This is a genomic window from Desulfoluna sp. CYM3A, assembly GCF_056829965.1.
In genome coordinates this window covers 2,785,184-2,799,901 of the sequence record NZ_CP186556.1, presented here as the reverse complement: position 1 = coordinate 2,799,901, position 14,718 = coordinate 2,785,184, and the positions used below count along the sequence as shown (strand labels likewise).

15 protein-coding genes are annotated in these 14,718 nt (G+C 62.5%); all 15 read left to right on the top strand.

All coding sequences use genetic code 11. From position 1 onward, the window contains the following. Nucleotides 1-109: 109 nt before the first annotated feature. The 15 genes from ACOYW1_RS14240 (at nt 110) to ACOYW1_RS14170 (ending at nt 14,710) form a co-directional block, all read left to right on the top strand. Nucleotides 110-775, top strand: coding sequence for a hypothetical protein (locus ACOYW1_RS14240; protein WP_482423313.1), 666 nt, complete (start codon nt 110-112; stop codon nt 773-775). Nucleotides 776-863: 88 nt separating this feature from the next. Further along, on the top strand, nt 864-1,667 hold the full coding sequence (locus tag ACOYW1_RS14235; RefSeq protein ID WP_482423312.1) for a peptidoglycan-binding protein: 804 nt from the start codon (nt 864-866) through the stop codon (nt 1,665-1,667). A gap of 160 nt (nt 1,668-1,827) precedes the next feature. Further along, entirely contained in the window at nt 1,828-3,312 is a 1,485-nt protein-coding gene (locus ACOYW1_RS14230; RefSeq protein WP_482423724.1) for a DUF6765 family protein, read from the top strand. 207 nt (nt 3,313-3,519) lie between these two features. Further along, nucleotides 3,520-4,101, top strand: a complete 582-nt coding sequence (locus ACOYW1_RS14225; RefSeq protein ID WP_482415945.1) for a Pvc16 family protein — start codon at nt 3,520-3,522, stop codon at nt 4,099-4,101. After that, nucleotides 4,098-4,967, top strand: coding sequence for a hypothetical protein (locus ACOYW1_RS14220; protein ID WP_482423311.1), 870 nt, complete (start codon nt 4,098-4,100; stop codon nt 4,965-4,967). The genes ACOYW1_RS14225 and ACOYW1_RS14220 overlap by 4 nt, the downstream gene beginning before the upstream one ends. A 2-nt stretch (nt 4,968-4,969) precedes the next feature. Further along, entirely contained in the window at nt 4,970-6,559 is a 1,590-nt protein-coding gene (locus tag ACOYW1_RS14215) for a phage tail sheath family protein (protein ID WP_482415947.1), read from the top strand. A 72-nt stretch (nt 6,560-6,631) separates the two neighbouring features. Next, nucleotides 6,632-7,090: a phage tail protein gene (locus tag ACOYW1_RS14210; RefSeq protein WP_092210079.1), complete on the top strand. Its 459-nt coding sequence runs from the start codon at nt 6,632-6,634 to the stop codon at nt 7,088-7,090. 34 nt (nt 7,091-7,124) lie between these two features. Next, on the top strand, nt 7,125-7,625 hold the full coding sequence (locus ACOYW1_RS14205) for a phage tail protein (RefSeq protein WP_482423310.1): 501 nt from the start codon (nt 7,125-7,127) through the stop codon (nt 7,623-7,625). Nucleotides 7,626-7,639: 14 nt separating this feature from the next. Beyond that, entirely contained in the window at nt 7,640-7,810 is a 171-nt protein-coding gene (locus tag ACOYW1_RS14200; RefSeq protein WP_180141817.1) for a DUF5908 family protein, read from the top strand. After that, a complete protein-coding gene (locus tag ACOYW1_RS14195) occupies nt 7,811-8,497 on the top strand; it encodes a CIS tube protein (RefSeq protein ID WP_482415949.1) in 687 nt (228 codons plus the stop codon). It abuts the gene before it with no gap. A gap of 3 nt (nt 8,498-8,500) precedes the next feature. Next, nucleotides 8,501-10,291, top strand: a complete 1,791-nt coding sequence (vgrG, locus tag ACOYW1_RS14190) for a type VI secretion system tip protein VgrG (protein ID WP_482423309.1) — start codon at nt 8,501-8,503, stop codon at nt 10,289-10,291. Next, entirely contained in the window at nt 10,291-10,593 is a 303-nt protein-coding gene (locus ACOYW1_RS14185) for a PAAR domain-containing protein (protein ID WP_180141811.1), read from the top strand. The genes vgrG and ACOYW1_RS14185 overlap by 1 nt, the downstream gene beginning before the upstream one ends. A gap of 3 nt (nt 10,594-10,596) precedes the next feature. Further along, on the top strand, nt 10,597-11,007 hold the full coding sequence (locus ACOYW1_RS14180) for a GPW/gp25 family protein (protein ID WP_482415951.1): 411 nt from the start codon (nt 10,597-10,599) through the stop codon (nt 11,005-11,007). Next, a complete protein-coding gene (locus ACOYW1_RS14175) occupies nt 11,008-13,536 on the top strand; it encodes a hypothetical protein (RefSeq protein ID WP_482423308.1) in 2,529 nt (842 codons plus the stop codon). After that, on the top strand, nt 13,451-14,710 hold the full coding sequence (locus tag ACOYW1_RS14170) for a hypothetical protein (protein WP_482423307.1): 1,260 nt from the start codon (nt 13,451-13,453) through the stop codon (nt 14,708-14,710). The genes ACOYW1_RS14175 and ACOYW1_RS14170 overlap by 86 nt, the downstream gene beginning before the upstream one ends. Nucleotides 14,711-14,718: the final 8 nt, after the last annotated feature.

Genomic DNA, 14,718 nt, shown 5'->3' with positions numbered 1-14,718 from the left:
GGCCACGGCTCGGCACCTGATGGGGGGGGCGCGGGCGGGTGGGCCCGCAGCAGACGAGTCGACCCGCCACGGGTAGGCCCTGTGCCGGGATCCCTGTCTGCGGGAGTGCATGGACTGGGTCGACCGGTGGCATCTCCACCGGTCCCCGGGGGCGTTGGAGGTCCTGACCCTTTTGTGTGAATGGTTTCCGGGGCACCACAGCTGGCATCGGTCCCTCAAGGAGGTCGTCCGGGGACAGGCCCCTTTTCACCGGGTCGGGGCCCCGCAGGTCCGCTGTGCCTCCGATGCCCTGCAGCTCCTGCTTTCGGAGACCTTCACCACCGTGGAGGAGGGATATGCCCTGAGGCGGTGGGTGGATCGTCTGCTGACAAAGCCACCGGGCAGGCTCCGCGAATTTTTCTCTTCCCTGGGGGTGCACAGCACCGGAGGGCGCAGGCTGGTATGCGTGATGTCCGAGCGCCAGCTGGAGAAGATGGTGAAACGGCTCGCCCCCGGCCCCGCGGACCGGATCCTTGACCTGGTGGCGGAGCTGGTCTCCGACCTCCAGGGATTCCGCAAAGTGCCCGGGGCCCAGGGGCGATTCTGGGTACTTGACGACGCACATCATCAGGTGGCCCGTATCTCAACGCAAGGTTGGGACCCCTGGGGGCGCGAGGCAAGGGTTTCCTGCCCGTATCGTTCCTTTTTTGAGGCCGATTACCGTCAGGACCCGTTGCTGCTGGTCTGGTCGGCGGTGTTGGGGGATCTCGCAGGTGAGGACCGGCGGTACGGCTGACCCGGAGGGTGGGCAAGGCGAGCAGAAAACCGTGAACTGTATTTCTGCGCAACGGTAACCGACGTTAACACCAGCAGGGAGGATCACCATGAAGATTTTGAAGCAAGGGGATGGCTTTGCCCGTCAATCCCAGGAGTTGCGGCCGGATGTGAAAGTGTTGCAGCAGGCTTTGGTCAAGGCCGGGTACCCTGTGACCGCCGACGGCCTGTTCGGCAAGGGCACCGAAGACGCCTTGAAGCGGTTTCAGGCGGACCGGGGGCTTCCCGTCACCGGTGTGACGGATGCGGCAACCTGGAAGGCCCTTGGGGAGGACGGGGGTGTGTTGCGGGGCTTTCGGGGGGACGCGGCATGGGTCCATGCCCGGGAAGGCTATGCCGGGAAAGCCTACTGGCCCGGCGGCGAGTCAGGCGTGACTCTGGACCCGGGCATCGACCTCGGGTATGCCGACCTGGCCCTGGTGGAAAAGCTCTACGGAAAGCTGTTTTCCAGAGAGCAGCTCAACGCCGTCAAAGCCGTGGCCGGGATCAAGGGCGAGGCGGCCAAGAAGTCCCTGGCGGCAGACCCCGTGCTCCAGGGCATCCGGGTGACCCGGGAGCAGTCCGACGTCATCTTCCCCTATGCGGCCGACCCGTATTGGAAAAAGATCGCCGGCCGATTCGAGACCCTGGCCGATAAGGACACCTTCCCCCCTGTCCAGACGGTGATGCTCTCCCTGGCCTACAACAGGGGGCCTTATAACAAAGGCCTGGAGGTGTTGCGACAGCCCATCAGGGAGAAAAACTGGGCAAAGGTGGCCGATGTGGTGGGGGCCATGCAACAGGACCATCCCTTAGAGGGGATCCGGAAGCGCAGGCGCATGGAAGCGGAGTTGATTCGGTCCCACCTGAAATAGGTGGCGGTGCCCCGGTGTGATTTCGGATCATGACGGATTGATCGCGTTTTACCCTGTCGGGAGAACGGGGGGCATGTCGCCTGCAGCAATGTGGGGGGCCCATGGCGTTCGAGGGCGCGCCATGCCCCGTTCTCCCGTCCATTTTTAAGGCTTCCGTGGACTGAGATTTTCATTTTTTGGGACGTTTACGGCTTCTGCGCTGGCCGGGTTTTCCGGGGCCGAGGCGCTGACCATCGCCACAGCGGCGCAGTTTGTGGACGACTGCACCGAGAGCGTCACCCACAAGCCTCCCCCGCTTCACAGGTGCCCCAGGCAGGTGTGGGTGCTCTCCAGGGGCGGGTATGTCTTTACCCCCATCATCACGGCGGTGGAGGATATCACGGCCTGGGCCGGGGCCTTTGAAGCCGATGAAACCCGCCAGATCTGGATGCCTTTTCATTACCTGCCGGGCAATACCCCCAGCAACCTTGACCCGGTGACGGTGCGCAGGGGCAGGGCGGGGGAGTCCCTGGACTGCCTGTGCCGCCCCGGAAGCGAAGCGGCCCGGGAGCTTGTGAACTTTGCCGTGGCCCGGTACGGCGAGCTTGCGGCCGTGGACCGGCGCCTTGCCCTGATGCTGGTGGGGATCTGCATGCATGTGCTTGCAGACACCTATGCCCACCAGGATTTTGCCGGGAGCGCCTCCTCGGAGCTCAACGCCCCGAGCCAGGGCATCTGGCGAAACACCGGCTCTTTCACCAACAAGGGGCGCTGGAAAGGGCGGCGCTGGATCCCTCGTGGGAAGAGCTACAGGGAGATCGCCTGGCCCTGGCGGGTGGCACAGGTCCCGGACTCCCCTTTAACCGCCTATTCCGATGTCCCCACAGATGCCACCCGCCTGGGGCACTGCCACATGGGTCACCTTCCGGACATCTCCTCCATCGCCTATGAGTTCTATCCCTGCTGGGCCGACGGCCTGACCGACACCAACCGGAACAATCCCGAGATATTCCTGACCTGCTTTATGGAGATGGTGCGCGCCCTCCGCGCCGTGCGGGATGGAGAGCGGTTTGCTTTCCTCGCCTCCGAGGCCGAGGCGGATGAGGCCTATGACCGGGACGCCTCGTTTTTAAAGCGGGTGAAAAAGGTCATCAGCCCGTCGGACCATGATCCGTGTGACCGTGATCTCTACGGTACAGGAATGAACCTGGCCTCGGACATCTGGTTCCGGGCGTCGGAAGAGCGGTGGGGGCGGCTGGTGTCTGAAGCGATAGAGCCGAATGTCCGTGTGGATATGGCGGTGTATGACGCCACTCGGGATGCCTGGGCGGATCAGGTCAAGAGTGCAGGCGGAAGGGAAATGGCCGTCCGTGAGTTTACGGAGCTGCCCTTTGTCAAATGGAACTGCGCGGCCAAGGCAGTGTTTGCCCACCTGTTTCAACGGCTCCAGACCCCGGGTAACAGGATGAAGGTGCTGCCCTTTGACAAGACCTCGGCCTGCATGCCGTCTCAGTTTCATCTCCTTGACGCACTGCTGAATTTGGGTTCCCAGGGAAGCAGAGGCGGTGACGCACCATTCAGTAACCAGAGGTGGCGATTAGTGAGGAACCGTGCCCTCCAAAGGGCCACCACCCCCTTTGAAATCGAGACCCTGTTTTTCTGTTGAACACCCATGAATCCGTATCTCAACCGCAAGGGAGCTTCCATGAGGTCATCACTTCTGAGCCATGCCTTACTCTTCTTCATTCTCGGCGGGTGTGTTTCTGCTTTTCTCGGGGTTTACGGGGTGTTGACCTACGGAAGCCTGCTGGGCTTCTTTTTGGCAGCAGCGGTTGTGCGTCAACGATTCTGCGGTGTTTGAGAAGGGGAGAGCATGCTTCACCATGCCATGCAGCACATCACGGCCTCACTGAACCGGTACTTAAAGGGACGCTTTGACCTGCCCCAGGATGTGGCGGTCATGTCCGGTATCCTGGATCAGGACGGAGCCGTTGAAACCCAGATCCACAACAAGCTGGTGGTGAGCCTGGTCAACCTTGAGAAGGAGCAGGTCCCTGCGGCTTTTATCCGTCATGGATCCGAGGAGACGGGGCTGACGAGCATCGGCTTTCCGCCCATTCACCTCAACGCCTATCTCCTTGTCTCCGCCTATTTTCCCGGCAGCAATTATGCCGAAGCCTTGAAGTTCATCTCTTATGCGGCCCTTTTTTTCCAGGGGAACCCTGTCTTTACCCGGGAAAATTCACCGGATCTGGAAGGTGACATCGAAAAGATCGTCATGGATATCGAAAACCTCAACTTGCGGGACCTGAGCAGTTTGTGGTCGGTGGTGAGCGGCAGGTACCTGCCCTCCATTGTCTATAAAATGCGCATCATCACCCTGGACTCCAGAGGCATCGGCAAGCAGGTGACCGAATTGTCCGGTACGGACCCGTCGGTGAGGAGGTCCCCGTGAAGACACTGTTTCTCCTTGAGGGGGAACACGCCTATTTCGGAACGGGGGGCGGGGCCGGGGTGTGCTTTGTCCCCACCAGGAGCAGCCGGTACATCGCGGACAAGGCGGGGCTTCGGTTTTTTCCCCGGGAGAGCGGGCTCCGGATCTGCTTTGACCCCAGGGACCTTCCCAAGCTCAACGCCTACACCGAAGACACGGTGGAGCCTTTGGTGCTGACGATCCTGGTGCGCCCCGCCGGGGACGATTTCTGGAACTACACGGAATTTCCCGAGGTGCCCCAAGGATGGTTTCTCATGGGCGCCAACACCGATGGTGATCTCGATCCTTTACTGTTTACCCGGAGCCCGGCGTCACCGGAGTCCCTTGTGGGTGGGGACGCCTTGACGGCGGACGGCACCTGTTCGGGGGCGGAGCTGGCAACCACGCCGGCTGGCCTGGTGCGCCTGGCCTGCCGGGGTGAAAAAGGGCGGGACGCACTTCAAGGCGCCCTGGAGGGAACCCCTCAGGCGTGCCGGTTTGTTTTCAAGAATCGAAAGACCTTCTGGCGTTACTTCATTCCCTGTGACGGAAACCCGGAGGACCTGCGTATCGACGATCGCAGCGGGAGCGTTTCCTTCGGCCTGGCAGGGGGCTTAAGGACGCGGGGGCATCCGTACTACGCCCGTTTTGTGTCGGATCGTCCCCTCGGGCTTCACCGAAAAGGGGAGGCCCGGTTTCAACTGACGTGCACCGGGGGCGGTCGGGCCCGGACCCTTGTGAAGGCGTTGCCCAATGCCCCGTCGGATCCTCTGCATTGTATGGCCTTGGACAGCGGAAAGGTGTATGTTTCGGATATTTTCGTCAATAACTACGTCTACGGGAGGTGAACATGGGTCAAATGAAGACACCGGGTGTCTACATTGTCGAAAAAAGTGCGTTTCCAAATTCGGTGGTGGAAGTGGCAACGGCCGTACCGGCCTTTATCGGCCATACGGAGATGGCGGTGAACGGTGGGAAATCCCTTGCCGGAAAGGCGTGGCGCATTACCTCCATGGCGGAGTTCCACAGCTTTTTCGGCGGGGGGCCTTCCCCCAAGTTCACCCTGGCAGAGGCTGCGGGGGGCGGTGGCGAGGCGGCAACACCCCCTGAAGGCGGGGAAGGGGCTGCAGCGGCTCCGGCCGAGGGGGGCGCGGCACCGGCCGCACCGGCGGAATCGGATTTCACCTTCAAGGACAAGGCCTACACCCTGGAGCAGTCCGAGGGACGTTACATCCTCTACGACTCCATGCGCCTCTTTTTCCAGAACGGCGGCGGGCCCTGCTACATCGTCTCCGTGGGGGACTACAAGGCGCCCGTTGAGGCGGATCGTTTTAAAAAGGGCATCGAAGAGCTCATCAAGGAGCAGGAGCCCACCATGGTGGTGGTGCCCGAGGCGGTGCTTCTTGAGGCAGCCGACTGCACCGGCGTCCAGCAGGCGGCCCTTCAGCACTGCGGCGGCAAGATGCGGAACCGCGTGGCCATCCTCGATGTGTACGACGGTTTCAAGGACCGTCAGGACCCTTCCGGCGACTGCGTCGACAACTTCCGAAACGCCCTGGGCATCAACTACCTTGATTTTGCGGCGGCCTACTACCCCTGGGTGGACACCTCCATCGTTCAGGACAAGGAGCTGAACTACGAGAGCATCGGCAACACGGACATGGTCAAGACGCTGATCTCCGACGAACTCGGCCTGGGGGAAGACGCAGGGGACGACCCCAAGAAGGCCCAGCTCAAAGAGACTCTTGAGAAGATGACGGACACCTCCCTGCCCGAGGATGAAAAAGAGCTTCTCAACAAAACCCTGGTGCAGGTCAGCCCCCTGTTCAAGACCATCTGCAAGGAACTCAAGGCCAAGCTGAACCGCCTGCCCCCTTCGGCGGCCATGGCCGGGGTCTACACCATGGTGGACAATGCCAGGGGCGTCTGGAAAGCCCCGGCCAACGTGAGCCTCAGCGCGGTGGTTGCCCCGTCCGTCAACATCACCCACGACGATCAGGAAGACCTCAACGTTCCCACCAGCGGCAAGTCCATCAACGCCATCCGCTCCTTTATCGGCGAGGGCGTCCTTTGCTGGGGGGCCAGGACCCTGGACGGCAACAGCCTGGACTGGCGCTACATCAACGTGCGCCGAACCATGATCATGCTGGAAGAGTCCATCCGACTGGCCAGCAAGGCCTATGTGTTCGAGCCCAACGACGCCAACACCTGGGTGACGGTCAAGAGCATGATCGCCAACTTCCTGACCGGCATCTGGAAACGCGGCGGCCTGGCCGGTGCCGTGCCTTCGGACGCCTTCAGCGTCCATGTGGGGCTGGGGGAGACCATGACGCCGGAAGACATCCTTGAGGGGATCCTTCGCGTGACGGTCCTTGTGGCTGTCTCCCGACCCGCGGAGTTCATCGAGATCACCTTCCAGCAGCAGATGCAAAAGTCTTGACAGGGCTCTGCGATGCTGTAAGACAGCTTATCCAGCTGTGATGACAACAATCCTTAAAGGAGGAATGATGCCATGAGTGATGACGGTTCCGCACAATCGACCACTGTCTGGCCGATGCCGAAATTTCATTTTGAGGTGAAATGGGACTCGGAGGTGATGTCGTTTCAGGAGGTTTCCGGCCTGGATATTGAGGCTCAACCCATTGAATACCGCCACGGGGACAGTCCGGAGTTCTCCACCATCAAGATGCCCGGAATCAAGAAGAGCGGCAACGTGACCATGAAAAAGGGTGTCTTCAAGTCCGACAACAAGTTCTGGGACTGGTTCAACCAGATCAAGATGAACACCATCAAACGGGTTCCGGTGACCATCAGCCTTCTGGATGAGACCGGGGCCCCCACCATGGTCTGGACCCTGGCCAACGCCTGGCCCACCAAGATCCAGGCCACGGACATGAAGTCCGACGGCAATGAAGTGGCCATTGAGTCCATTGAGATTGCCCATGAGGGGCTGGTGATCGCCAACGCGTAATCGCCTCAGTCAGACACTATAGGGAGTCCGTACCATGGTAGCCATACCGGATGCAGGCCTCATGTCCGCTGCCCTTGGCGCAATGCTCGGTGGGTCCCTGCCGGCGGCATTTCACTTCCGGGTGGTCTTCTCGGCCACCCAGGGAACCACAGACACCTCGTTTCAGGAGGTGTCCGGCATCGGCTCGGAGATGGAGCTCGAAGAGGTGGTGGAAGGGGGAGAGAACCGCTACGTCCACAGGCTTCCCAAGGGGGTCAGGCACCCCAGGCTCGTTCTGAAACGGGGGGTGGCCGACGCCTCCTCCCCGTTGGTGGTCTGGTGCAAGTCCGTGTTCGAGTCGGGGTGCCGATGCTGCCGGTCCACCTCCCCCATTCTGGTCTTTCTGCTGGACGAGAACCGGCTCCCTGCCCGGGGGTGGTTCTTTGCCAACGCCTACCCGGTGAACTGGAAGATGGACCCCTTCAATGCCACCGGCAACGAGGTGGCCATCGAAGAGATTGAGCTGAGTTACAACCACATGTTTCGCATTGTCTGACAAAGGAGGCTTTCATGGCGGTTGAGATTCGCGAGATGGTGGTGCGGACCACCATCTCCTCAAGCCCTGCGAAAGAGCCGCGCGAGTCCCTTTCCTGCAGCGGCATGGAGCAGGTGAAGCGGGAGGTGGTGGCCGTTTGCATGGAGCGGCTCGCCGACTACCTTGCCAGGCAGAAGGAGCGATAGATGACGGCATCGGGGCTCAAGAAAAAGCTGAAGCTTACCACGGTTGCCGTGAGCAAGGGCAAGCTGGGGGCCGAGGGCGACAGCTTTGAGGTGATGATCAACCCGGCCGGTTTCTCAAGGACCCTGGGGATCTGCTTCAGCGAGGATCAGGCCCAGGGCGCCATCGGCAGCGAGCAGAAGTTTACCCGGGTCAGCCCGGACAAACTCTCCTTCGACATTGTCCTGGACGGCACCGGGGTGGTGGAGGTTCCCGAGGGAGGGGACGGGGCCGACGACGTCAAGACCCAGGTGAAGAACCTGCGGACCGTGGTGAGCCGCTACGAGGGCAGCATCCACGATGTCAACGTGGTGAAGATCCTCTGGGGCACCACCCTGTTTTACGGTCGCCTGGATACCCTGGAACTCGAATACACCCTCTTCAAACCCGACGGGGACCCTTTGCGCGCCAAGGTAAAGATGAGCTTTACCGAGTTTCTCAGCAAAGAGGAGGAGGTGAAGAAAAAGGCCAACGAATCCCCGGACATGACCCACCTTATCGAGGTGATGGCCTTTGACACCCTGCCGGCCCTGTGCCGCAAAATCTACGGTGACGATGCGTACTACCCGGATGTGGCCCGCATCAACAACCTGGTCAATTTCAGGCGGATCGAACCCGGAACCCGCCTTCGGTTTCCCCCCTTGAGGTAACCTGTGCCCGACTCCCCGAAAAAAGAGGCCGACGGTGTCTTAAAGCTGGTGGTGAAGAGCGGCGGCAACGAGGTGGATGAAAAGAAGTGCCGGGTGATCTCAGCCATCGTGGACAAGAAGATCAACCGAATCCCCTGGGCCCAGCTGGTGCTCATCGACGGCGACATGAGCGACAAGACCTTTGAGGTGAGCAGCGATGCTGCTTTTAAGCCCGGCGCCGAGATCACCCTGGAGGTGGGCTACGGCAAGACGGCGGTGCCGGTGTTCAAGGGCGTGGTGATCACCCACGGCATCAACATCCACGAGGGGGGCTCCCACCTGGTGGTGGAGTGCCGGGACAAGGCCGTGGCCCTGTGCACCCTGAGGAAAAACACCAACCACACGGACAGCTCGGACAGCGATATCCTTTCTAAAATGATCAAGGCCTGCTCGGGCCTTTCCGCGGACGTGGCATCCACCCGCCCCGTGCATCCCCGTATGGTGCAGTACCAGGCCACGGACTGGGATTTTATGCTCACCCGTGCAGACGCCAACGGGCTTCTGGTGACGGTGGAGGACGCAAAGGTCTCGGTGAAGCCTCCCAAGACCGACGGAGAGGCGGTGCTCAAGGTCACCTGGGGGGACGATCTGGTCCGGTTCCGTGCGGAGATGGACGCCCGCCAGCAGGTGGCGGCATCCCGGGGCGTCTCCTGGGACCCCAAGACCCTTGCCATTGCGGAAAAGACCGGCTCCAAACCCTCACTCCAGGCCCAGGGGAACGTCACCATGGATCAGCTCGCCAAGGTGGTGAAGGCCGACAAGGCGGTGCTGCGAAGCGCCGTGCCCATGGAGGGGGATTCCCTCAAGGCCTGGGCCGACGCCAGGATGCTGAAGGCGGGCATGGCACGCATCCGGGGGACCATGCGGTTCCAGGGCAGCGCCAAGGTTTCTCCCGGTGACCTGGTGGACGTGGAAGGGGTGGGGGACCGGTTTAACGGCAAGGTCTTCGTGGCAACGGTCCATCACGACATCTCCCAGGGGGACTGGTACACCGACGTGGAGTTCGGCCTGTCCCCGGAGTGGTTTTCAGAACGGGAGGACATCTCCCCGCCCAAGGCGTCGGGGCAGCTCCCCGGGGTGGACGGGATTCAGGTGGGGCTGGTGACCAAGCTCGACGCGGACCCGGCCAAAGAGACCCGCATCCAGGTCTCCCTGCCCGTCATGGAGAACAGCACCCAGGGGATCTGGGCCCGGCTGTCCACCCTGTACGGCACCAACGGCGCCGGCACCTTTTTTATCCCGGAAGTGGGGGACGAGGTGGTGCTGGGCTTTTTCAACTCAGATCCCCGCCACCCTGTGATCCTCGGGTCCCTTCAGGGCAGCCGCCACAAGATGCCGAACCAGCCCGAAGCCAAGAACAACACCAAGGCCATCGTCACCCGGGAGAAGATGAAGATCACCTTTGACGAGGAGAAGAAGGTGATCACCGTGGAGACCCCGGGGGGCAACAAGATGACCATCAGCGACGACGCCAAGGGCATCACCCTGGAAGACCAGAACAAAAACACCCTGACCTTGAACGACAAGGGCATCACCCTGGACAGCCCCAAGGACATCAAGGTCACGGCCAAAGGCAAGATCACCCTGGATGCCATGGGCGCGGCAAGTGTTACCTCCAAATCGGACGTCAAGCTCAAAGGGATGAACGTCAACGCCGCCGCCGACGTTGGGCTGGTGGCCAAGGGAAACGCCAGCGCCGAGCTCTCGGCCTCGGGCCAGACCACGGTGAAGGGCGCCATGGTGATGATCAACTGATGCCTCCTGCAGCCCGCCTTACAGACATGCACACCTGTCCCATGCAGACCCCTGCCTTCCCCTCGCCCATCCCCCACGTGGGCGGTCCCGTGACAGGACCCGGAGTTCCCACCGTCCTCATCGGCAAGATGCCCGCCTCGGTGCTGGGGGACACCTGCGTTTGCGTCGGCCCCCCGGACGCGGTGGCCAAAGGCTCGGCCACGGTGCTGATCGGCGGACGGCCCGCGGCCCGGGTGGGCGATACCACGGCCCACGGCGGCACCATCGCCATGGGCTGCCTGACGGTGATGATCGGAGGATAACCCATGGACGATACATCCCTGTTTCTCGGCTCGGGCTGGAGCTTTCCTCCCTCCTTTACGGGAAAAGGGCGCCAGGCCAGCATGGCCCAGGGAGAGACGGACATCAGGGAGAGCCTCCGCCTGCTTCTCTCAACGGTCCCCGGAGAGCGGGTGATGCAGCCGGAGTACGGGTGTAGCCTCTCCTCCATGGTGTTCGAGACCTTTGACCGGAGCACCCTCACCGATGTGGAGGACCGGGTGAAACGGGCGATCCTGTTCTTTGAGCCCCGCATCATCGTGGAGCGGGTGATGGTGGACCTCTCCAGGGAGCCGGAAGGCTACCTCTCCATTGTGGTTTCTTATCGCGTGCGTGCCACCAACAACCGCAGCAACATCGTCTATCCTTTCTACTTCCTCGAAGGAACCAACCTGTAGATGACCCCTGTCATTCACCGACAGTGCCATCCCCTCACCGACACCGACGGCACCGGGCGAGACGATCGCCTGAAAGGGCTGCCCGCTCCGTCGGATCTGGCCGTGGACGGCATGGACCTGACGCGTCGCCTGGCCCTTGCCGCCGCGTTTTCCGGCCAGGTGGCCTTCATCGGCGACACGAACCTTCCGGCCGGAAGCTGGAAAGGGCTCTTCACCTCCGATGCCACCATGCTGTTGTCCCTCATCGCCTGCTCGCCCCTGGAAGACGCCGAAAAGAAGATGCGGCGGTACAGGGGGCGTCACCGGGGTGAGGCGGCCTGGGATATGGGACGGGTGATCTACCGTGTGGCCCGGTTGCTCAACGACTGGTACCAGGCCCTTTCCGCATGCGACGGCCGTGAACCTTCGGAGCTGGGCAGGACCCTCTCCGAGCTGATCCGAAGCAGCCTGAGGGATGCCCTGGCCACCCTGTGCCTTGCCGGCGAAGCCCTTGAGCAGGAGCTTGCCGACAAGCGCCCCTTTGTAAGCCCTTCGACCTTTCACACCGTGTGGGCTCTTACAGAGCGCATGGCAACCCTGGCAGCGGCTGAGGAGACCGGCAGGGGGGTGCACGCGGACCTGTTTTCGCCCTTTTACAACGCGGCCCTTCACATCCGGGAGAAGGCCCGGCAGCTTGTACCCCGCACCCTTTCCGACGGGGACCACGATCCGTCTGCCGGGCTCTTCATCGCCTTTCTCACGCTGTACCAGAGGGCCGCGGACCGCATCAACGAGATGCCCGGACGCCACAGGGACCTCTATTACGATGGCATCCTCGGCTTTTCCAAGAAGGCGGGGCGCTCGGACAGCCTTTACCTGGCCCTGTTCCCCGACGGGTCGCGACCGGTGGTCCCCGTTCCGTCGGATACCCTGTTTTTCGGGGGAAAAGAGAGCCTGGGCCATGATGTGGGCTGTCGGACGGCCCGCCCGCTCTCCGTCCATCAGGGGAGGGTGGCCAGGGTGGAGACCCTCTTTTTCGAGCGGCACCCGCTGATTACCCCGGAGTGTGACCTGGGCCTGGTGAGCTCCGTGCACCAGGCCGCACGGGCGTTGGAGGATCCCGCCGAAGAGGACGCTTCCGGTGACGGCTCCGGGTGGAGCCTTTTCGGTGCCCATCACTGCGAGGGGGAGGATGGAAAGGAAGCGACCCTCGGGTTTGCCGTGGCCTCCCCGCTGCTCCTTCTTGCCGAGGGCCGTCGCCACATCGAGATGACGGTTCACACCCATGCCCTGGATGGCGAGACGTCCGACCTTTTCGAGCGAACCTTAAAGACCCTGGAGAAGAGCCGCAAAGAGGGGGTCACAGGGGCTCTGCGCCTTCTCTTCGGTAACGCTTTTCACCTCTATATCTCGGCTGAAGGGGGCTGGTTTTCGGTGTCCGACTGCACCTTGTCCGTGTCGCTGTCCGGGCCGGGGCCGGTCCTCACCTTCCAGATGGAGCTGGAACCCCGGGATCCTGCCGTGGTGCCCTGCACCGGTGAGGACGGACCCGCCGGAGACATGAGCCTGGGCGAACCCGGGGTTCCCGTGCTCCGGGCCGTGTTGAACCCCAAGGCCCATGTGAATCCGTACACCCTTTTGTCCCGGCTGAAGCTGACGCGTATCGGCCTCGGGGTGAAGGTGACCGGTGCCCGGAACCTGAGCCTGGCCAACAACCTGGGGATGCTGGACGTCAACACCCCCTTTGCCCCCTTCGGGCCCTTGCCCAGGTGCGGATCGTTTCTGGTCCTCGGTCATCGGGAGTCTGCGGGAAAAGAGATGACAAAGCTTGCCGTGGAGTTCGCCTGGTCGGACCTTCCCACCCTGTCCGGTGGGTTTGCCGAATACTACCGGACCTACGGGCGGCCCGTGGACAACGGCTCCTTCAAGGTGACCCTGGCGGTCCTCAAACAGGGGCAATGGGTGGAAGAGAGCGGGCATCCCGGGTACCGCCTGTTGACAATACAGGCCGGGGAGAAACCGGCGGCAATGGGCAGGCTGGTCTGTACCAGCGAAAAGCTTCTGGATGCCGTGCCTGATGAAGAGGGGGCCTTTGTCTTCGGTCCGGGCGTGCGCAACGGTTTTTTCAGGTTCCAGCTTTCTGCCCCGGAGATGGGCTTCGGGCACGGGATCTATCCGCAGCTTCTCACGCGTGGCCTGATGCAAGAGTCCAGGACCAAGGGAAAGCTGGCCGTGGACCTGCCCAACGCCCCTTACACGCCCATGGTCTCGGGGGTGAGTCTCTCCTACGACGCCGTGGAGACCCTGGACCTCTCCTGCGGTCAGGGTTCCGGACGCTTCTATCACCTCTACCCTTCGGGTTATGACCGGCTGGACGACCGCGAAGAGGGGGAGGAGATTCCCCTGATTCCCCATGCCGACGGGGACGGCCAGCTTATCAGAATAGCGGCAACGCCTTTCCGGCATGGTGAACCTTCTCTTCTGTCTGGAGGGAGACGGCCTCCACTCTTTTCACCTCCCCCTGCCCGAGACCCGATGGGCTTACCTTGAGGCGGACCGCTGGCAGGCACTCCCCGAACGCTCCGTGCTCCTGGACAGCACCCGGGGCTTCCTCACCTCAGGCCTGGTGGTTCTGGATCTGCCGCCCGAAGGGATCCCCAAAGAACACACGGTGATGCCCACCGGTCTCTTCTGGCTGAGGGCCGTGCCCACGGTGCCGTCCGGGGACCCGGCCACCCTCCAGCGGGTCATGGGTTCCCTGAGCCGCTGCCGGACCGTGGTGCTCAACGGTGTTCCGGCCCGCCTGGAACATGACACCGCAGCCGATGCCACCGTGCCCTGCGGAAGCCCTTTTCGGCCTGCCGCGCCCCTGGCCGGGGTGGGGACGGTGCGTCAGTTCATGGACTCCTTCGGGGGGAAGGGAGAAGAGACCGCCGAAGAGCGCATGGCCCGCATCGGTGAGCGGTTGCGCCACAAAGGGCGGGCCGTGACGCCCTGGGATGTGGAGCGGATTCTTTTGGAGCGGGAACCCGGTATCCGAAAGATCAAGTGCTTCCCCGGCATGAGCCTTGAGCGCAGGCACCATCCGGGCCGGGTGCTGGTGGCGGTGCTGCCCGACCGGCAGGGAAGGGACAGCGGCCCCCCGCTCTTCACCATTCTGGAGCTGGGGCGCATGGCCGCAAGCCTCCGGGGCCTGCTTCCGGCCCATGCCGAGGTGGATGTGATCAACCCCGTCTATGAGAGGATCCAGGTGCGGTGCACCCTTGTCCTGAAAGAGGGGCAGGGGGACGCCCTGAAACGTGTCCATCGGTCCGTCAGCGATTTTCTTTCGCCCTGGGTGCCGGAGGTGGGGTATCCGGCCCGTTTCGGCTGGTGCGTCCGCGAGGTGGAGGTGGAAGCCCACATCGCCGCTCACCCGGACGTGGTGTCCGTCACCGATTTTTCCATGCTGCACCTGACCCGGTCCCCGGAAGAGGGCCACGCCATGATCGATACGGTGATCATGGAAGACAAGCAGGCCGATGAGGTGGCCCAGCGCCCCTGTGAGGGCATCGCCGATGAGGAGGTCTCCATCACCCGAAAGGAGATTGGCCCCAAAAACCCCTGGAGCATCGCGGTCCCGGCGGACGCACACTATTTTCAGACCATTCCCGAGCCCCGCCCCATTGCCCCCCAGCGCACAGGCATCGGGGAGCTCGAAGTGGGGCGGACATTCATTGTTTGACAAAGGGA